Consider the following 20,731-nt stretch of genomic DNA (forward strand, 5'->3'; position numbering starts at 1 on the left):
AGAGAGTATGAATGAAGATATTTATAAGTTAAAAGAAGATTATAAGAAGATTTCTTATGCTCCTAGAAAAAAAAATACTGGTAACGGGCGGAACTGGCTTTATAGGAAGCCATCTTGTCGACTGCCTGATGAAAAAGGGAAACAGAGTTCTTGTTTTTGACAATCTCAGTTCCGGTAAAATGGAATTTATAGAACATCATCTTGAAAATCCAGACTTTTCCTTCATAAAAGGAGACCTCCTTGACGCAGAGGCGATAGAAACAGCCTGCAAGGATATTGATATGGTATACCACGTGGCAGCGAATCCCGACGTCAAACTTGGGGCTTCGGATACTAAAGTTCATCTTGACCAGAACATACTGGCGACATACAATCTCCTGGAAGCCATGAGAAAAGGTAACGCAAAAAAAATTGCATTTACCTCTACATCCACGGTTTATGGGGAAGCAAGCATTATGCCTACTCCCGAAGATTACGGCCCCCTTATTCCTATATCGCTGTATGGAGCTTCAAAACTTGCCTGTGAAGCTCTGATTACTTCATACTCCCATACTTTTGACATGCAGGCATGGATTTTCCGTTTTGCAAATATTGTTGGTCCACGCAGTACACATGGCATCACTGTTGATTTCATAAACAAGTTGAAGCAAAATCCCCACAGGCTTGAGATTCTCGGGGACGGAAAACAGGAAAAATCCTATCTTCATGTATCAGAATGTGTTAACTCAATCCTTTTCGCAATAGAAAAAAGCAAAGGAGAGGTAAATATCTTCAATATTGGCTCTGAAGACACTACCAGTGCTACGGAGATAGGAAAGATTGTTGTAGAAGAGATGGGGCTTTCGGACGTAGAGTTCACATATACCGGTGGGAGCAGGGGCTGGAAAGGCGATGTTCCAAGGATGAGGCTCGGCATTGAAAAGTTAAAAGCTACAGGATGGAAGCCTGAGTATACTTCTGAGAGAAGCGTAAGAGAGACCGCGAGGGCAGTACTTGATGGAAACTGAGGAAATCAGAAGAAGTAGTTTTCTTTGAGTAAAACTATCAGAGACCCGTCTCTTCTATTTTTCATAATTCTTTCATTTTTTACCATTGAATCCTAAAAACGATTTAATATTTCGATAAATTGAAGTTGTCCAAATTGATAACAATGCAAATCAAGCTTAATTTTTGAATATCAGACTATTTATTTAGTATTAGGATTTGCCTTCGATCTGAATAGATGTTTCTTTATTAAAGAGATTTCATGATTAGTGAAGCCTCCCACGAGAAGCATTGATATTAAGTAAACAATCAAGCCTGCACCTATCGCTTCAAAAAGCTCAAGTATGCCTGAAATAGTGAAACTGGTAACAAAAAAATACATCGCAGTAGATGACAAAATACTCTTTGCAATATCCAGATAATAGAAATCAAGTTTAAAGTGCTTCAGGGATACGTGCACACAAAATGCAGCCATTAAAGAAAAAGAGACAAGAGTGGAAAAAGCAGCCCCCAGAATTCCTATTGAAGGTATGGGTATAAGTATGAGGTTCAGGAGTACATTTGTAACTGCGGCAATTATATTGATATAGGTAGCAGGTTTCGTTTCTTTTATAAGGAACATTGTATTGACAAATATCTGGAATATTCCTGCCATAAGTCCGGCAAATGCAATAATAGGTATGACAAACCATCCGGAAATAAAATCTGGAGTGGTAAGGACCGCGATCAAAGGTTTCGCAAGGGCTGAAAGCCCAAAAACTGCCGGAATGGCGATAATAAGGAAGTATCTCAGAGAATGAGACATGTAAATACTTACTTCATCCATCTTATTATTATCAAACAGCTTTGAAAGCTCGGGAAAAAGGATAGTCTGAAGCGGATTTACAAAAAGTTGAATAAGGTTACCGATAGAATACGCCGCAGAGTATACACCTACACTGCCCAGTCCAAGGAAATAAGTGACCATGTATCTATCACTTGATTCCGTAACCCATCTAATAAGTACGTTTGGAGTCAGCGGAAGAGAAAATTGAAGATATTCTCTAATATAGGTAAACCGGGGTATAACAAATCCTATCTGTGAAACTATAATGAAAAAAGTGGTTAAAAAGATCAGACCCTGAGCCATTAAAGTGGCAGCTATTACTCCAAGAAGTCCATATCCCAGTTTAAGGAAAACCAGTATAAGTATCAGTTTTCCAAAGGTTTCAAAAAATGTAAAATAAGAGAACTTATCGATTTGCCTGAAAATCCTGAAATAAAAAAGGGATATGGATTCCAGTGCATTTACAAGAATTAAAAGGGACCCTGCCTGGACAAAATAAGTTGCTTCGGGATCGTTAAAGCCGAAGGTTGCAAGCGGTTCTGAAAACATGAATAACATAAATGAAGCCAGAATCCCTGAGACCGTAACAAAAAAAAAGATTGAGTAAACCGCCTCCCTTATTTTATTCTTTTCTGTTTCGGAAGACAGGAACCTGACGAAACTCATTGAAAGTCCCATAAGTGCAAGGGAAGAGATTAAAGATACTGTAATATTGATCTGTGCCCAGAGTCCGTAATCATAAGCTCCAAGGGTTTTTGTAATAATGGGAAGTAAAAAAAAGCCGCTAAGGCTTGTGAGTATCTGAACCGTACCTATAAAGCCAACATCCCTTGCAAACTTTTGATATGACATCATATCACCTTAAAAAGAACTGCCATTTTCTGTAGAATGTGATTCATGAAATAATCGCTCGAAAAATCTCTTCCTTAGCACGGTCCAATTTATGGATAAATACTTAATATATAAATCTATTTGAATATCATTGATTATCCGGTTCAGGCCTTAACCTGTGTATTGATTCTTCTTCCATAACCTGAGCAAATCGTTTCATAATCATTAAAACACCTTTAATTTAAGGGAGAAAACTGAAATTCTGATTTTATTCTCAGTGTTAACTTAATTTGTGTGACGAAGGCATGATAAATAAGATTCATAGAAACACCTTTTATGATGGAGTGGACGTGAACTACCCCGCCCTGCCTGATGGCGAGGACGGAGCTTCCTTCGAGTGATTACGTCATTTGATGGTAAGATTCTAAGAATCTTTCCGACATCGGTAATCCTGTTTGTCGAAGATTATCAGAGAATTTCTGATAGCCTGTCCACAAGGCATTCTGCAATAGGAAATTTACCATGATATTGATTGCACTATTGCAATCTCTATCAATAAAATTGCCACAATCGCATTCCATATTTCGTTTCCAGAGTGGCATGTCATGGATTTTTCCACAAACATAACACGTTTTGGAAGTATAGCTTTCATCAATTTTTATTACTTTTTTACCTATAAGTTCAGCTTTATAGGCTAAAAATTCGATGAAGCGAGATAAATATCCTTGATTTTGGGTAGATCTATTCATAGCTCTTTTTCTTTTTCCTTTAAGTCTCTTGGATTGAGCCATGTTTTTTGTTTTCAGATCTCCCACAATAATAGTATTGGCCTTAGTATTGTTGACCATTTTCTTTGATAGTTTATGCTGGAAATCTCTAAGCTGATTAGATTTCTTTTTCTCCATTTTACGATAAATATTGTGTAGCCTTACCCATTTTTTGCTCTTTCTTTTACAGTGATCTCTCCTGGATTTTAGAGCATCCAGTTTTGGTTGCCAGTACTTATCAATTCTTGGAGTTTTAACTTCAAAGAATTTACCTTGAGTATTTACTGCTGTTACTATTTTTGTGATCCCGGCATCATTAGCCTGATATAAACCATTATCAATGTACTCATGTGCAGAGACTTCATAAGTAACAGAAATATAGAAATCTCCTTTAGCATGGAAAGGATCATCATTATAGATCTCGATTTGTTTTATATTTTCAAATTTCTTTCCGAGATCAAAAACAAGTTTGGTGTCATTTATTTTATGAGAGAAAGAAATGACACAACCAATCTGATAAAATCCACTTTGATTATACGGAATTGTCTGAAAATATTTCCTGCTTTTGAAATTTGGAGGTCTGGCTTTTAGATCTCCATTTTTTCTGAGTGCAAAAAAAGATCTATAATTTGCATCAAGTTTTTTTAGAACGCCCTGCAAAGTCTTTGAATAAACAGCTTTGTATTCAGGGTTTCTTTTCTTGAGATCCGGCAATTTGTTTTGTTGATCCACGTACTTGATGCTCTTTCTTTCAAGTTTCCATGCATCTTTTCTTTCGGCTAAAGCTAGATTATACAATGAACAACATTTATCTGAAAGTTCCCAAAGGACTTTCAATTGTTCTTCTGTTGGATAAATCTTAACTTTTGTCGTTAGATGCATAGCAGTATATAAACAAGAGGTCTGTGTATAAATAGGCTATCAGAATTTAAAAAAGTAAATTGTCGGGAAGTTGACGGCTTTCATCCCCCACCTGCCAGCCTGATGGCTGTCGAGGAAGGGGACTTCCCGCCTTAGAGTTAAATTAGAGAGCGGAAGGCCCGGATCTGTTCTCGCCGTTAACTCTAAAATTATTTAAACGGCATTCTCTTTGCAGAAACCAGCCTCAGTCTCGCCCCAATAAGAGATTTCTACAAAGGATAAAAGCCTTTGTGTTCATGGAAATTTTTATAATAGTTAATCTAGACGAAGACCTTTGAAAAAACCACTAGAATAAAGTAAATGGAATAAATTGAAGGAAAAAACTGCATATATTCAAAAAAGGACCGAAAATTAATACGATACTTAAGGTCTTAAAAATAAATAAGGTCTTAAAAATAAAAATAGAAAAAATGAGGTTTTCCCGAAGAAAGTGCTGGAAACTTCACATGAAAGCGCTGGAGGCTTCATATTTTCCGTTTCCGGTTTCGGAAAAACTCTTTAAAAGAGGTCAAATACTTCACTTGGTATATACTAGTTGAAGTTTTGGTACCTTGCTGTCGCTTCCACATTCGTTGCTGTAGAATGCGATATAATTGTTGTTTTCATTCCTTGCTTTTATGAAGAAACCAGTGTTTGCATACTTTCCACCGGTATACTCTTTTACGAGATCTGTCACGTCCAGTCCATAGTATTTATTGTCAGGAAGAGCGCTTCCCTTAATGGTAATTGTTGCATAAGGAGTGCTTCCCTGCAAAACCCCATTCTTATCGTACCAGTCCCCTCCAGCATTCTTCCATGCAATGCCCTTTTCCCTGTTATTCCAGCTCACATAGCTTGAGTTCCAGGCAGAAGCAGGCCTGTAAACCTCAATTACAGTATCACTTGGCCTTGTGCTTCCTGCAGGATAATACCAGTAAAGGGAAAGGGTCGCATTGCTGACGTCAGTAGAACCTGTATATTCATTGAGGTCAAACCACATTACATCCCTGTATCTGACGTTATTCATTCCTCCTACATCAATAAAATCTGAAATATTATATACTATGGAAGGAGATGCTTCCCTGAGGCGGTTATCCGCTGCGTTGACAATAGTTACATTAGCGGTTTCAGGAGTACGTGAAAACGTTTTCTTTGTTATGTTTAACTTTGGTACCTTGCTGTCGCTTCCGCATTCGTTGCTGTAGAATGCGATATAATTGTTGTTTTCATTCCTTGCTTTTATGAAGAAACCGGTATTTACATACTTTCCACCGATGTACTCTTTTACGAGATCTGTCACGTCCAGTTCATAGTATTTATTGTCAGGAAGAGCGCTTCCCTTAATGGTAATTGTTGCATAAGGAGTGCTTCCCTGCAAAACTCCATTCTTATCGTACCAGTCTCCTCCAGCATTCTTCCATGCAATGCCTTTGTCCCTGTTATTCCAGCTCACATAGTTTGAGTTCCAGGCAGAGGCAGGCCTGTAAACCTCGATTACAGTATCACTTGGCCTTGAGCTTCCTGCAGGATAATACCAGTAAAGGGAAAGGGTTGCATTTCCAATCTCGGAAGAGTTTGTGTATTCATTGAGGTTAAACCACATAACATCTCTGTATCTGGCATTGTTCATTCCACCTACATCAACAAAGGTCGCGTCCTGATACACTATATCAGGAGAAGCTTCGCGAAGGCGGTTGTCAGATACTACTCCTGCTATTGAATTGACAACGCTTATAACTGCCACAGCCGAATTCTTCGCTTTTCCATCACTCACCTCAAAGGTTACGCTGTATGTTCCCTCCTGTCCGGCAACCGGAGTCCAGCTAAAGACTCTGGAATTGCTGTTAAAAGCTGCACCTGAAGGAAGGTCTGAAGCGGAGTATGTGAGGCTGTCCCCATCCACATCCGAAGCGTTTACCGTAAAGGTAATGCTTTTTCCAGTTTCAACAGTGAGGTCCGGGATAGAATCCATTACAGGAACATAATTATCCGGTTCTCCGGATTTTGATGCATATATAGTGTTTCCGTACCTTCCAATATTAATCCTGTCTCCATTGTCTTCAGGCTCGTTCGAATAATCAGAGTAAGCACATCCCTTATCAACGCAGGGTGAACTTTCCATGTCATTTACCCATGCTGCCCCGGTCCATCGCCCGGCTTCCGATTTGAGGTGGTAATCATGTTTAGCCTGATCTGCAAAGAGCGGATCTTCATGGATATCCGTAGAAGATGGACTGGTATTCTTGTAATCTCCACCTATGTTGTTGTAGAAACAATTATTCTCCAGTATAAATGAATGGGTTCCACTCAGGTAATTAACCACTCCATTACCAGTTCCTGAAGGCTGATAGAATCTTTGTTTAGTATTTGAGATGATGTTATTACGCAAAATTGTCGTATATCCAGTTCCCGGAGGGTTAAGGTTGAAAGGAGCCTGAAGGGCTACTGCAGCATGGTAATTACCATCAAAAACATTGTTTTCTATGGTGGTATTATTAAAACCGCTTGTTACTATACCACAGACCCAGTTGTAGTTCCGATGTGTACCACAGCCATAGAAGGTGTTGTGGTGTATGTAGACATTCGATGCCTCAGATTTTGCGTATGAATCACCGTCTGCTATCAGCCAGATCCCAGGACCATACGTATCGTAGATTGTATTATTATAAACTTCAATATCGTTCATTGGCTGAGCTACACTTTCTCGAAGATACTGTATCTGGATTCCCGGTCCTCCGGCATCATCCTCGAACTCAGTGTAAATTATATTGTCATGTATTTTTGCGTGATTGGCATTATAAAGCCGGCAGGCAGAGTTAGTTTTAGTCCTGCACGTATTATTATAATACTCAATATTCTCGCACTTGATAGCATAAAGGCCTTCATGACCAAGCTTGTAAATTCTGTTATCGTGGAACTTGACTGAGTTACTATATTGTACTTTTAGCCCGTCGTTATGACTATCATGCAAATACATATTATAAATTTCAACATCGTCATAAAAGAACCATACTAAAGTGTAATAACTGCTTCCGCGCGGTTTGTCAGTGTTTCCTTTATAATTACCGTCAATCTCAAAGCCTCGAATAACGATTTTACCGGGATTGGTTTTGCTGGGAGATCCCTGTGTTATTAATGGAATGTCTTTGCTCCAGCCTGCGTTATCGGTCAGCTTAATCACAGCATTTGAGTCCCCTTCCAGGATGGTATTGCTATACACAACAAGAGAGCTGTCTATAACGTATGTAAATGGTCCTTTAAGGTAGACAGTAGTATATGCAGAATTATCTTTGACATATTTGAGAGCTTGATTTATCTGCACATGGTCATCCTTCCCGTCACAATTGAAGTCCCCGCTTCCGTCTCCTGAAACATAAACTATGGGTGCCGGACTTATGCACAGGGCGGTAGGAATACTTGTGAGGAGAAGACATCCGAATAGACAAAATATCCCAAATCTTCGTTTTAATATTACTCTCGCAAGCGGTTGAACACCATATTTATTTTTAGGGTCATCCGCGGGCGACAGAACCAGATTCCTTAGAAATAATTCTACAAAAAAATTTTTAATGTTGGTCACACACTTTTTCAAATGTGATACATAGTGTACAATCTGAATAGCTAAATTTTTCAAATAGCTTCCACTCCCGAACATTAGTTGTTTATAACGAGCTACGGGAAAATATACAGTTCAATTAACTATTGGTTTAGTTAATCGAGGAGAAAAGCTGGAGTAAGATATTTTTCTTTTTCAGACAGTATCTCCTGTGCAGTAAATTCCCTTTGCTAGCAATCGAAATAAATTACAGCATACAATCTAATTTACTTCTAATTGTCCCCCTTCTAGAATAGAACGTCAAACTATAAAAAAACACATGATTATTTCTAAACTTATTTATGAAGTTTGCTGTTAAATAATTTAAACAGCTTGGATTTGAAAAAAGAAAATATGATTAAAAGAAGAGGATCAGAGTTATAAAAAACTTATAACCTGTAAAAGTCACGGAATAAGGATATTATAAATAACTTTTTATATCCTATTTTTTTAGAGGGTTTTGAGTGCTCTATATTCACATTGCTCTTAATATTTACTCAATATTTTGCTCGGCTCTTTTTTATTCATAAGCCTGAAGTTTTCTGTTTTTTCCCCAACCCAATTATCCAGACTCGGATTATTGGTTAAAGCATTACATGCTCTGACTCCCATTATTTATTGTTTCAGCTATGAAAATCACAATTCACTGTATTTACAAGCGTGCGGTAAATCACTGTTTTATAGTCACACTACAGCTTGTACTATATTAGAACTATAGAGTTTTGACGATAATTGCATAGAGCACCAAAAATTAAAGGTGTTACGGTTTTATAAAGATTCTTACAGGAATATTTATAGTTCCATACGGGAATTATTTTATACTTGACGTTGAGGTTTATACGGTAAATTAAAAAATGAATTAAAATCAATTAAAAAAGAGGTCTTTTTCTTGAGAATATTACGCATTGCGCCTGACATTTATCCTCATGTGGTTGGAGGAATCTGCATCCATGCACATGAAATGTCTAAGGAGCAGGCAAGAATGGGGCATGATGTAACCGTTTATACTGCCTCTGAGGGTATCGAATGTGCATATGAAGCTCCTAGTGGTTATCACGTCAGGAATTTCAAGCCATTTGCAAAAATACTTGGCAATTCCATCATACCGAATATGTTTGTTGATCTGGTTAAGGTCCAGTCAAAATATGATATAGTTCATGCTCATTCTCACCTGTTTTTTGCGACTAACCTCAGTGCGGTTGCAAGACAGTTGGGCTCAACTCCTCTTGTCATAACAAACCACGGCCTTAATTCACAGACCGCTCCCAAATGGTTCCAGGACGTTTATACTGCCACAGGCGCCAGATTTACATTTGCAGCAGCAGATAAAATAATCTGTTATACTGAAGCTGAGAAAAAAGAGATCATTAATCTTGGAATTAAATCCCGAAAAATCAGAGTAATACATAACGGCATCGATACTGATCTATTTGTCCCTTCGAAGGATACTTCTTTTGACAAAAAGAACCTGCTCTGGGTCGGAAGGTATGCAAGAGGAAAGGGGCTCGATTACCTTATTGATGCTTTCAATATCGTAAAATCCAGACACTCTGAAGCTACTCTCACAATGATCGGCGAAGGTCCGGAAAAAGACCGTATCGTTCAAAAAATAAATGATCTGAAACTGGATAACAGCATTATAATGAAGGACTTTGTCCCAAACTCCGAACTTGCAGGCCTTTATCAAAATTCAAGTGTTTTTGTACTCCCCAGCCTTGAAGAAGGTGTCCCGAGAACCATCCTGGAAGCAATGTCATGCGGAATCCCTGTGGTCTGTTCCAGTTTGCCACAGCTTGTCGATATTGTTGATGGTGGTGGAATGCTGGTCCCGGTTAAAGACTCCGAGACCCTTGCAGACAGAATATCAGAGGTTTTATCAAGTTCTTCCCTTGCAGAAGAATTCAGGGAAAACGGAAGAAGAAACGTTATTGAGAATTATTCCTGGAAAGACACCGTGAAAAAAACAGTAAGGCTTTATGAAGAACTGGTTTAAAATATCTATTTTAGATATTACTGGCAGCCTGGATTTGTCAGGCCATATATTACAGGGTCGACTCAATGATCGCCGTAAGGTCTATAATAGTTACATAAAATGAGTCTGAATAAATATGCTTTGGTTCTATTGCAGTAGATTCTGAAATAAATCACGGACATTAAATTATAATAGGTTAATTAAGTATGGTATCAATATCAAATCTGAAGAAAGGCTTAAAAAATTTATACAAGCAGTCCGGTGAAACTGTGAAAATTGGATACGTGAAATTATGAAAATTGGTTATTTTACAACACAATTCCCACATAAAAATCCATTAACAGGGGAAGTAATTTTTCACTCTCATGATGGGGGGGTAGAAAACGTTGCTTACAGCTTAGCAATAGAAATGGCAAAAAGGGGACATGAGATATCCATTTTTACGTCTTCAAGAGATTCAACTAATTCCATAGAAGATTACGGAAAGATAAAAATATACAGGTATAAAAGGAATTTTTTTGTAGGTCAGGCTCCAATTTCCCTTGACCTGTTATACAAGCCCCTTGTTTCGGATTTACGCCTGGATGTTGTACATACGCATATGGGAAATTTACCAGCTCCGTTAACTGCTCTTTTCTTTTCTGTGATAAAAAATAAGCCTTTCATTGTTACTCAACATGGCGATTGGATTGGTGGATATGGAGGTATAAAACGCAGAATTGGGGTCTTTTTGTTCAATAATTGCTTATGTGATTTAATATTGTCTCGCGCAAATTCGGTTATAGGCCTCTCTAAAAGCCACGTTCAGGACTCGCGCTTTTTAAATAAGTATCTTAAAAAAATAGAGGTTATCCCTAACGGTATAAACCTGAATGATTTTGAGATTTCTCTTTCAAAAGAAGAATGCAGAAATTTATTAAATTTGCCAGAAGATAAGTCTATTATTCTTTTCGTTGGGAGCCTTACCCCAAGAAAAGCACCTGATATTTTACTAAACGCAATGAAAAAAATAGTCCAGGAATGCTCGGATTCTTATCTGGTTCTTGTTGGAGACGGTTCCTGGAAAAATGACCTGAAAGAAATGGCAAATACACTTGGCATCAATGACGTACTATTTACAGGTTTTATTGAAGATGATATGAAGATTTTATACTATAAAGCAGCAGACATTTTTGCTTTACCTTCTTTGTCAGAGGCTTTTCCTCTTACTTTAATGGAAGCTGCAGCTTCAGGGTTACCTTTAGTCGGAAGTGGATTAGAATGCCTCAAAGAGATTATTGATGTAGATTATAACGGATTTCTGACTAAAACCGGAGATCAAGATGACCTTGCCAGCAAATTAATTTATCTAATAAATAATAAAGATTTGAGGCTAAAAATGGGAATAAATTCTAAGGATAAAGTTAGAAATTTTTCCTGGGAAAAGGTAGCTCAGGATACCGAACAGGTTTACATTAACCTGCTCAGCAAATCCTAATAAATCGTATCCTATTAAGGTGTTTTTATGAATTTGTTGTATATTTCTTTCCCTGATTTAAATGGTTCCGAGGGTTCTTCTACTCATGTGAGGGAAATATTGAGAAATCTATCCACAAATAATTCCATAACCGTTGTCTCCCCAACTAAATATCCTCCTAATTTTGGGAGCAATGTTATATTCAAAAGAGCTGGATATCTTAATATCGGATTATTGAGAGCGTTTACGTTTTCCATAAATGCTTTCTTCATTTGTTTTTTTTATTTACTTAGAAATAAATGTGACCTTATTTATGAAAGAGATCATTCTTTTGGGACCGGTTGTAACTTATCTTTGCTATTTAAAATTCCAGTAATTATGGAAGTAAATGGGATATCCAATGAAACAGGTGTTTTACCCAAGTCAGTTGCTAAAATCATGAACCTGATTTTATCTAACAGATATTCCTGTGCAACACATATCATAGCAGTTACACCTAAATTGAAGGAGTATCTTCAATCAACCTATAAATTTCCATCTGATAAAATTTCAGTAGTTGAAAATGGTGCTAATACTGACCTTTTCAAGCCAATGGATAGAAAAGATGTATTAGAAACATTGAATTTGGATGAAAATTATAAATATGTCTGCTTTGTTGGAAATCTGGCTCCCTGGCAGGGTGTAGAGTATTTAATAAAAGCGAGTCCGTATGTTTTGAATGAATGTCCTGATACGAAGTTTATAATCGTAGGCAAGGGTCCAAAATTCGATGAACTGGTGAAACTTGCCAATCATTTGAATATTTCTCAAAACTATCTGTTTACAGGGTATGTCGATTATGAAAAAGTTCCATTATATATTAATGCCAGTAATATCTGTGCTGCACCTTTCGTCATTGAAAGAAATGAAAGGATAGGTTTATCTGCATTAAAATTATATGAGTACCTCGCTTGCGGTAAACCTGTTGTTGCAAGTAAAATAACAGGTATAGAAGAGTTACTTTCTGCTTCAAACGGAGGTATTTCTGTAGCTCCTGAGGATGCATGTGATTTAGGCAAAGCTATTGTAAGATTATTACAGGACGATACGCTATGCGAAAGAATGGGAACTAATGGCTACAAATTCATTAGAGATTATCACAGCTGGAAGGTCGCTGCAGCAGAAGTCGAACATATTTCTCGTAAATTTGTTGGCAATGTTGATAAAGCTAATAACTCTTAATTAATTATCAAACAGGGTTAATGCGGATCTGTTAAGAAAGATCCATACAAATTGCCCTATTTATGCAATGCCCCTAAAAAAGATATTTAAAAAACATATTTATATGAAATTGGAAAATGTATCGATTTTATCTCGGTATTCGAATTGAGACTAATCTCTCTGAAATCGATATATATACACAAAAATTCCGTAACCGTTGACTGATGAATAGGATTTGATGAAATGAGTAGTAATTCTTACATTGAAAGTTTTATTAAGGCTTATCCTCTCTTTCTTATTTTAACCGTAGTTAGTTCAATGTCTCTTTTATTCCTTATGAAGTTACAAAGTATGTATTATTATATAATTCTTTTATCAATTGTTATAACGATCTCTACTCTATTTATTTTGTTTGCGAGAAATGTATCTTTTGAATTTAATGACATCCACATATTTTCACTAAATAATGGTCTTTTAACAAGACTATATGCTATTACGTTCATCTGGTCGGTTATATATTTAGTCTTAACTAACAATAGATCTGAACTTTACATTCTATCACTTTTATTGCTATACTTAATTATATTCGTTCAAATATTCTCTTCAAAAGCATCTTATCCAACTATACTCGCAGAAATCGCTGCATCAATGCTACTTTTTATATATGGAGTTACTTTTGTATACCCTCTCTATTTTGGTTATACTGACACATTGCCCCATATCAATTATGCCACAATTATTGCCGAATCGGGAAGAACACTTCCTGAATCCATGATCTTCTATAGTAAATTCCCTTTGTACCATATTCTGGTTGCTGCAAGTTCTCATATTTTTAATCTGGATGTTGCCAGTTCCCTTTTTTTGGTTACTGCCCCTGTTTTTGTTGTTGTACTGCCGTTCGTATATATGTTATTTTATCTTGTTTCGAATAATAAACAGATAAGTCTTTTAAGCTGTTTAGTTTACTCCTGGAGTTCTGAAATCCTGTTTCATGGTACTTATATGGTTACCAGAGTATTAGCATTTGTATACTTTATTATCCTGTTTTACCTGTATTATAAGACTAATATCGATAATAATATCAGTAATGCTACCAATAATAAGTACTACAAGATATTTATAGTGCTATTTATACTTTCAATCGTATTAGCTCACCAAGTATCAGTTGCACAAATTTCTATTCTCCTTATTCTTTTCCTTCTGTGCGAGTATCTGGGTCGTGACCATGGATATGTAACAACTACATCTGTTACATTTTTCAATATTTTCTTTATCAGTTACTGGATTTATCTAGCTTATGACTTTACATTAGAAGTATTGGGTAAACGTATAACAAGTTTTGTCTATACGGATAACCTTATTATTCAATATAATGTAAATTCCATTTTGAATGAAAGCTTTACACATCTTTTATTTTCAAATCTAAATGTTTATGTTTCTTTATTTTTTGCATTAATAGGAGTCAAATACCTTATATCATACCAGTCAAAAAGTAAGTCCAGAGCTGCTTTTGGCCTTTTCTCTCTGGCATGTTTTATGTTCTATTTCCCTTCACCTTTAAAGTTACTGTGGAAAACTATGGAACTGTTGCAGTTTGACAGATTCAGTTTATTTGTATTCCCATTCATTTCTTTACCTATAGGAGTCGGAATTTACATAGTAATTAAGTCTCTCTTCAATAATAAATTTAAAACATTATGTTGCGTAGTGATTCTCTTAACTCCTTTATTCTTTGGTTTTGCTTCAATTACTAATAGCAACACAAATTCTAACTTTATATATGATGATGGCCCAAGAAATTACTTTATTCAACAAGAAATTGATGGATTTAATTACCTGGACACATATGCTTCTTCTGAGTCCTGTGTTTTCTCAGATTACTTTTCACAGAGGTATCTTCTAGCACTTACTTCCAAGGGATATTATTGTTTTAGCCACCTGAACTCATCTGACATTCCTCGCTCTATAAATTACACTTCTAATTATTTTTACATTAGAGACGGGGCTTTTGAGAATGATGGACTGTATTTTGGCGTTCCAAACACAGAACAACTTTACACTTCACGTCCATCTGATTATCAGAATAATTCTCTGAGCAATATCATGTTTACAAAGAATAAAATATACTCCAATTTAGATACTAACTTATATCTTGACTTTGACCACTCAGACTCTCAAGAAAGGCCGGGAAATATTGGATCCTATAGAAACAGAAATTTATAATTACGACTCAGTTTTTATTTTTTATAATTTTTATAATTTCTTCTGACCCGGTAAAAATTGGTAACGAGATTATGCAAACCGATAACGAGATCATGCAAACTGATAATGAGATCATGTAAATTGATAACGCTATTATGCAGGAATTAGAAATTAATTGAGTTCGTATAAAAAATATATTTTGGTTTATTTGCTTATTTTCCATCAGGCAGTCGCTTTTCTCAGGCTTATGATTTCCCCGGATATTTGAACCCTTCCAGTATCTCTTTCACCCGTTTATCCGATTTCAGTATGTATAAATAATAGATGCAGATTATCAAGCCTGACACTATAACAAGAATGATTTGATTTATTTCTGCAGACTTAAGAGCGACCAGGAATGCTCCTGCCGGAATAAAGAGAATCAGGTTTGAAAACACTATTTCCAGGGCTCTTGAAGTTTTTACCCCTGAGTAATGCATCATTTTCAAGCACATATATCCATACACAATAATACCTGATGCGGAGAAAAGAATGAGTGCTATACGTGCGTTTCCGAGAATACCGCCAACTGCAAGGGAAAAGAATCGGGTTGTAAGGTTGAAAAAGTTATAACTGAATCCAAAATGATGCTCTTCTACAACCAGGTATATTGTGCTTAAAGGGGATGAAATGAACCATACAAAAGCCCAGAGACTTAAGATCTGGGCGTAGATCCCTGCTTCTGTCCAGGCTCTCCCGAAAACCACAGTAAATACATCGCCTCCGACAATTGTGAGAACCAGTATGGGGAACATGCCTATAATTACAAGCATTCTGAATACGTTTTCGACAAGGATGCTGAGAGTACCATCAGACACCGCTCTTGATGCCCTCTGGAAAAATACCTGTGATATTGAAGCTCCAATAAAACTCATGGGCAGCTGGAGCAGGCGGAACCCTAATGAATAGAAGCCAACTACTGCAGGGGCAAAAAAAGCTGAAAGTAGAAAAGCAGGGAGTTGCCATGAAACTGAATTCATAAGGGCAGACCAGCTGTCTATAAGCGGAAGGTTACGGTGCCGTATAGCGCCCTCATATATCTTTTTCCAGCTCAGGCTCGCTTTTATCAGGTTTCTGTCATCTCTCCAGATCTGACCACCAAGCACGAATGTCGCTACAGACTGGCCTGCAAGGCTGCCCCCTATTAAACCAGCTGAAGTTGGAGGGCGTTCTACAAGCCCAAGGGCAATCTGAGTCGCAGTAGTTGAAATAGAACTGGAAATCCTCGAGAAAGAGAGTCTTTTGAAAAGCTTCGTTCTTGAATTCCAGTGGTTGAGCGCGAGAAAGACCCCATTTACAAATACAAATGGCGGTACTAGCCAGAGATAGTTGTCTATCTGCGGGGCGTTTAAAAAGTCAACTAACTGAGGCTTGAAATACCATACAAATGGTACGGTTAATCCGGTTATAGCCAGGACTGCAAGAATGCTCAGACCCAGGAGATTTACTGCTTCCTCGTCTGATTCCGGCAGCATTATGGAATATTCATACCTGAGGCATGCAATAACGCTTATAATACTGGTGATGGATACATATAGAGCCCAGACTCCAAAGTCCTCAGGCCCGTAAAGACGGGTTAAAACAGGGGCTGCCAGAATTGTGAGAATCTGAGCAAAGGTTGTTCCGCCTGCGAGTGTGAGCACATCCGATACAAAACTTGATTTTTTTTCACTATTTGATGGCTTTTTCTCTGATTCTTCTGTCTTTTCATCCATAGCCAGTACCCTATTAAATAGAAATTGTTTTTCAGGCCAGGTAACTGAAAGCTTTTAAATCCCTGATGTGAAACCTTTAAATTCCTGCAGGTATATTTTCCCAGTATTTACCCCTTTATAACTTCAGTACCCTAATTTTCCCTGATTATTCCCATTTTCCTGTGTTTTTTTCTCTCCCTTACAATCCCATACACGGATCATCCTTTATAAACTCATCCGGGTCAATAACGCCCTCTTCCAATTAATGTGGGCCCGAGTCCAGAAAACCAGTAAAGTAAACAATTCTTCAAGCGTTGCTTATCTTAAAAAGCTCTGAATTCTTTATCGCAGATTACCTGAATGACTGCAGTACAAATGCATTATAAACGTCACCATACCGATGTAACTAATAGTTTCTTTTATCTTGAATTACAGATATTATCCCTTACAGATATTATCCCTTGCTGACAACATTACCATCATACTTTAAAAGATAGTCGCTGTTAACTTTTTAACAGATAAAACTTTTCTGTCAATAATACCAAAAAATTTACTTAAGCCAGTCGAATTTACGGTAAAAAAGAGTTTTTTTAGGATATTGAAGATTGATGTTGTTTTCTCTTTTGTCAATAAATATGATTTTTCAAGAAATAATGTGTTATTATCCTTCAAATTCCAGGCTCAATTTTGTTCGTCCACCAACTGTAGATCTCTTCCCCACTTGTAATCCATGCATCTTTAGCTGCGCAGTACTCAAGCACTTTTTCGTAGTATTTAAGGTTCTCTCCTTCAATGCAGGTGTTATTATGCCATAGAATAGTAATCACGCCGTTATATTTCTCAACTGTATTGATCAAATGTTTGGCACATTCCCATGCTTTCTTAACATCAAGGCGCATATAATCTCTGAAAAGCGAACGGTCCATGATCACCAGTGGAATTTCCATAATATCTATCTGGTGCCCTTCATTTAAGTTAAAGGGCCTGAACGGATGGCACATCCCATTCCTGAACCCGGCACAATCCGAATATCCGAGTGTAGTATCGTATTTAAAACCTGCTTTACTCAATAATTCCCATGTATCCGGTACTTTGAATCTTAAATAATGGTTTCTGTACCCGATAACCGTTCTCCCTAAAACCTCTTCAAGCCGCCTTTTTTTTTCCTGGAGATCTTCAAAACTGTTGTAAGACTCATGCCCTCCATGAAGACCAACTTCCCATCCGCTGTCGGAGATAATACCAAGTTCGGACTCAAGGTCTTTAATGTTGTAGTTAAAGTCTGCTTCCCCGGAGGTCAGGGCAAGAAAATAGAAACTGGATTTTGCATTATACTTCTCTTCCAGAGCAAGTATTTCCCTTAAATTCCAGCATGGATTCCACTTCCTGTTAACTCTTGAGAAAGGAGTTTTCATTGCTTCAGCCAGTTTTCCTCTGGAAAGAGCCCTGAAAGATTCGACAATCGGATGTGGCGGGTAAATCGCATCGATATCATGTGTCAGGCAGACAGCAAATTTTTTTTCTTCAGGATATTGCGGCTTCAACCCGTTTTCTAATAGAAACTTAGAAACCCTTGGCTCAAAAATATTCCTGTGACCGCTCAGATAGTAAGGAAATCTCTCGTACGCATCACGAAGAGTTGCGCTGTACTCTTCTTTCCTTGTAAAAAGTTCCCAGAGTTCTTCGTTTTCCTTCAATTTGTCATACATAATTCTCGCCCTACTCCCATATATAAAAGACAAAATATTGCAGTAAAAAGGGGAAAATTCCCCTTCATTTTATTTTATGTAAGTTTTTGTCTCCCCTCCCAATCCCCTTATAAACAAACCCTTTCCCAATAAATTCATCCGGCTCGATGACATTTCTTCCATCAACAATAACAGGATTTGCTTTTGCAGTTGCATTCTTTACCCAGTCAGCCTTCAAGCCAGAGTATTCGCTGTGCCCTGCAAGTATTACTACAGCATCTGCGCCTTTCACAACCTCTTCCAGATTATCCGAAATCCCGACGCCCGGATAATTGACAACATACGGGTCATGCACCATAACGCTTGCACCGGCCTTCAGGCAGAGGTCCCTGTATGGTTCTGAGGGTGTGTTTCTGGCATCGTCAGAATCTTTGATAAATGCCCATCCGAGCATTGCGACCTTTGAGCCTTTCATCTTCTTCCCAAGCCTCTCAAAAGCAGCAACAGTCAGGTTATACATATGTGCGGGCATGAAGTCATTGACCTTTCTTGCAAGCACGTAAATTGAGTCTGCGCCTTCGGGATAATCCAGTTCTCCCTTTCCAATCTTAACTCCCCTTTCCAGGTGATATGTGTCTTTAGTAAGGCAGTGGCCTCCAACGCCTGCTCCTGGCCACAGGATAGCTCTTGTAATACCTTCACCTTTTAAGCTGTCCACGCCTGTCCTGACATCATAAACATTTATGCCCATAGCTTCACAGTAAAGGGCGAGCTGGTTGATTGCTGCAATCTGAAGGTCGCGGAAAGTATTTTCTGCAGTCTTTGTAACTTCGGCTGCAGTTGCACTCATTGGAATAGCTTTTCCAACAGTGAGTACAGGCGAGTATAGCTCTACAGCCCTCTTTGTACTTGCCTCATCGATTCCGCCCACTATCCTGTCGTGTTCTCGTATGTTCTTCAGAAGCCTGCCCACCATTACCCTTTCAGGGGCATGAGCAAGTGCAAAATCTTCACCTGCTTTTAATCCGGACTCTTCCTCAAGGATTTGTTTTGCCATTCCTTCGGTTGTTCCGGGAGTAATCGTGGACTCAAGAACTACAAGCATACCAGGTCTGAGGTATTTTCCTGCGTTTCTGATCCCGTCTATAAGGGCACTGAAATCAGGTTCCAGATCTTTGGGGTCTGCAAAAGGAGTCTGAATTGCAAGTGTGACTGCATCAAGCTCGGAAATTCTTGAGAAATCAGGTGTACATTCGAATTTGCCAGCTTTTACAACCTTTCCGATAAGTTCTTCAAGGCCCGGCTCTTCTCCTTTGAGCGGGCTCTCCCCCCGATTAAGCATATCAATCTTGTAGCCTGAGCTTTTTGAGTTGCGCTGGAAGCCGAGCACTTTATCAAAACAGGGAGCATCTGCAAAAAGGACAGCAGCTGGGATTCCTACATACCCCATGCCAAGTACACCTATCTTTTTTATAGGTCCGCGTTCCTTTAGAAGTTGTTCTAATTTACTCATAATTATCACTTTCCGGTTTGTTTTTTAATTATTCTTTCATACTTCCTGAGGCTTTCGAGTTCCTGTTTTCCTTAACCATTTATCTTTTATGCGGTTTACTTACCTACTTCAATCAGTCTTTCTTCTTCGTAAGACCTGATAGCTGCCATTGCTACCTCAAGAGCATGTTTTCCATCTTCACCACAGGGATTGGGTTCCCTGCCTGTCTGAACGCAATCTATGAAATAAGCGAGTTCATTTTTCAGAGGCTCGCTTGGTTCGACTTTGGCTTTTCTTATCCAGCCATTGTCATGCAGCTCGACTGTCTGGTCGAGATAATCGAGATAAGCTACACCCTTGACCCCGATTGCTGTCAGCTGTCTTACCTTATGAGGGGTCAGCCAGTTTGTCTCCACAACTCCTGCAAAGTTATGGTCCATACGCAGGATGATTGAGGCATGGTCCTCAAAAGAATGGATATCCGCACCTGCAATGGCGTAAACTCCTCTTATCTTCTTTCCGTAAAGATACGAGATGATATCTATATCATGGACACCGATATCCAGAATTACACCGACATCTCTTATCCTTGGGTTATAGGGACCTACTCTCCTTGTAGAGATAGATACTATCTTTCCCAGAATGCCTGAATTTATAATCTCTTTGAGCCTTATGACTGCAGGATTGAATCGTTCTATATGCCCTACCATGAGCACTTTTTTAGATTTCTTTGCAGCTTCGATCATCAGCTCTGCGTTTTCAATCGTGTCGGCGATTGGTTTTTCAACAAGAACATGAAGCCCTGCCTCAAGGGCATCAAGAACTACCTGTTTATGCAGTTTTGTAGGTACAACGACGCTTACTGCATCAAGACCTTCTGCAAACATTTTTTTATAATCCGTAAAGGCTTTCGTTTTAAACTGGGCAGCCATGGCTTCGACTCTGTTCTGGTCTACATCCGATATTCCGGCAAGCTTCACGCCCTCCATCTCACTGTAAATACGGACGTGATTCTGACCCATAGCACCAGTGCCTATTACTCCAACTCTTATCAAAATTTCACTTCCCTTTTAAGAATCCGGCTC

Annotated in this window: 12 protein-coding genes; 5 read left to right on the forward strand and 7 right to left on the reverse strand. The window is 38.1% G+C overall.

Annotated elements, in window-relative coordinates:
- Nucleotides 1–56 precede the first annotated feature (56 nt).
- Entirely contained in the window at nucleotides 57–1,007 is a 951-nt protein-coding gene (locus RSJ42_RS15115; RefSeq protein ID WP_410508088.1) for an NAD-dependent epimerase/dehydratase family protein, read from the forward strand.
- 179 nt (nucleotides 1,008–1,186) lie between these two features.
- Here the strand turns inward: RSJ42_RS15115 and RSJ42_RS15120 are convergent, their stop codons facing one another.
- From RSJ42_RS15120 to RSJ42_RS15130, 3 genes are all read right to left on the reverse strand, one after another.
- Nucleotides 1,187–2,665: an oligosaccharide flippase family protein gene (locus RSJ42_RS15120; protein ID WP_410508089.1), complete on the reverse strand. Its 1,479-nt coding sequence runs from the start codon at nucleotides 2,663–2,665 to the stop codon at nucleotides 1,187–1,189.
- A 377-nt stretch (nucleotides 2,666–3,042) separates the two neighbouring features.
- Nucleotides 3,043–4,290, reverse strand: a complete 1,248-nt coding sequence (locus tag RSJ42_RS15125) for an RNA-guided endonuclease InsQ/TnpB family protein (protein WP_410507212.1) — start codon at nucleotides 4,288–4,290, stop codon at nucleotides 3,043–3,045.
- 556 nt (nucleotides 4,291–4,846) lie between these two features.
- A complete protein-coding gene (locus RSJ42_RS15130; RefSeq protein ID WP_410510388.1) occupies nucleotides 4,847–7,780 on the reverse strand; it encodes a disaggregatase related repeat-containing protein in 2,934 nt (977 codons plus the stop codon).
- A 1,012-nt stretch (nucleotides 7,781–8,792) separates the two neighbouring features.
- Here RSJ42_RS15130 and RSJ42_RS15135 point away from each other — a divergent pair.
- The 4 genes from RSJ42_RS15135 to RSJ42_RS15150 all read left to right on the forward strand — a co-directional run bounded on the left by RSJ42_RS15135 (nucleotide 8,793) and on the right by RSJ42_RS15150 (nucleotide 14,754).
- Nucleotides 8,793–9,896 (forward strand): glycosyltransferase family 4 protein, encoded by a 1,104-nt coding sequence (locus RSJ42_RS15135; protein WP_410508090.1) that lies wholly within the window; start codon nucleotides 8,793–8,795, stop codon nucleotides 9,894–9,896.
- A 271-nt stretch (nucleotides 9,897–10,167) separates the two neighbouring features.
- Nucleotides 10,168–11,352, forward strand: a complete 1,185-nt coding sequence (locus RSJ42_RS15140; protein WP_410508091.1) for a glycosyltransferase family 4 protein — start codon at nucleotides 10,168–10,170, stop codon at nucleotides 11,350–11,352.
- Between the two features lie 27 nt (nucleotides 11,353–11,379).
- On the forward strand, nucleotides 11,380–12,552 hold the full coding sequence (locus RSJ42_RS15145; RefSeq protein ID WP_410508092.1) for a glycosyltransferase family 4 protein: 1,173 nt from the start codon (nucleotides 11,380–11,382) through the stop codon (nucleotides 12,550–12,552).
- A 1,365-nt stretch (nucleotides 12,553–13,917) separates the two neighbouring features.
- Nucleotides 13,918–14,754, forward strand: a complete 837-nt coding sequence (locus RSJ42_RS15150) for a hypothetical protein (protein WP_410508093.1) — start codon at nucleotides 13,918–13,920, stop codon at nucleotides 14,752–14,754.
- 224 nt (nucleotides 14,755–14,978) lie between these two features.
- Here RSJ42_RS15150 and RSJ42_RS15155 read toward each other — a convergent pair whose 3' ends face one another.
- The 4 genes from RSJ42_RS15155 to RSJ42_RS15170 form a co-directional block, all read right to left on the reverse strand.
- Nucleotides 14,979–16,487 (reverse strand): lipopolysaccharide biosynthesis protein, encoded by a 1,509-nt coding sequence (locus RSJ42_RS15155; RefSeq protein ID WP_410508094.1) that lies wholly within the window; start codon nucleotides 16,485–16,487, stop codon nucleotides 14,979–14,981.
- A 647-nt stretch (nucleotides 16,488–17,134) separates the two neighbouring features.
- The gene (locus RSJ42_RS15160; protein WP_410508095.1) at nucleotides 17,135–18,175 is read right to left on the reverse strand and encodes a polysaccharide deacetylase family protein; all 1,041 of its coding nucleotides are present in this window, start codon (nucleotides 18,173–18,175) and stop codon (nucleotides 17,135–17,137) included.
- A gap of 64 nt (nucleotides 18,176–18,239) precedes the next feature.
- Nucleotides 18,240–19,667 (reverse strand): nucleotide sugar dehydrogenase, encoded by a 1,428-nt coding sequence (locus RSJ42_RS15165; protein ID WP_410508096.1) that lies wholly within the window; start codon nucleotides 19,665–19,667, stop codon nucleotides 18,240–18,242.
- Between the two features lie 95 nt (nucleotides 19,668–19,762).
- A complete protein-coding gene (locus RSJ42_RS15170; protein ID WP_410508097.1) occupies nucleotides 19,763–20,701 on the reverse strand; it encodes a UDP-N-acetylglucosamine 3-dehydrogenase in 939 nt (312 codons plus the stop codon).
- Between the last annotated feature and the right edge of the window lie 30 nt (nucleotides 20,702–20,731).

Origin of the sequence: Methanosarcina hadiensis (assembly GCF_046529725.1) — an archaeon.
In the GTDB taxonomy this organism is placed as follows: Archaea; Halobacteriota; Methanosarcinia; order Methanosarcinales; family Methanosarcinaceae; genus Methanosarcina; species Methanosarcina hadiensis.

Excerpts from the sequence above, each read along its gene's own strand:
- RSJ42_RS15115 (WP_410508088.1), top strand. The coding sequence starts at position 57 with ATGCTCCTAGAAAAAAAAATACTGGTAACGGGCGGAACTGGCTTTATA.
- RSJ42_RS15120 (WP_410508089.1), bottom strand. The coding sequence starts at position 2,665 with ATGATGTCATATCAAAAGTTTGCAAGGGATGTTGGCTTTATAGGTACG.
- RSJ42_RS15125 (WP_410507212.1), bottom strand. The coding sequence starts at position 4,290 with ATGCATCTAACGACAAAAGTTAAGATTTATCCAACAGAAGAACAATTG.
- RSJ42_RS15140 (WP_410508091.1), top strand. The coding sequence starts at position 10,168 with ATGAAAATTGGTTATTTTACAACACAATTCCCACATAAAAATCCATTA.
- RSJ42_RS15145 (WP_410508092.1), top strand. The coding sequence starts at position 11,380 with ATGAATTTGTTGTATATTTCTTTCCCTGATTTAAATGGTTCCGAGGGT.
- RSJ42_RS15155 (WP_410508094.1), bottom strand. The coding sequence starts at position 16,487 with ATGGATGAAAAGACAGAAGAATCAGAGAAAAAGCCATCAAATAGTGAA.
- RSJ42_RS15160 (WP_410508095.1), bottom strand. The coding sequence starts at position 18,175 with ATGTATGACAAATTGAAGGAAAACGAAGAACTCTGGGAACTTTTTACA.
- RSJ42_RS15165 (WP_410508096.1), bottom strand. The coding sequence starts at position 19,667 with ATGAGTAAATTAGAACAACTTCTAAAGGAACGCGGACCTATAAAAAAG.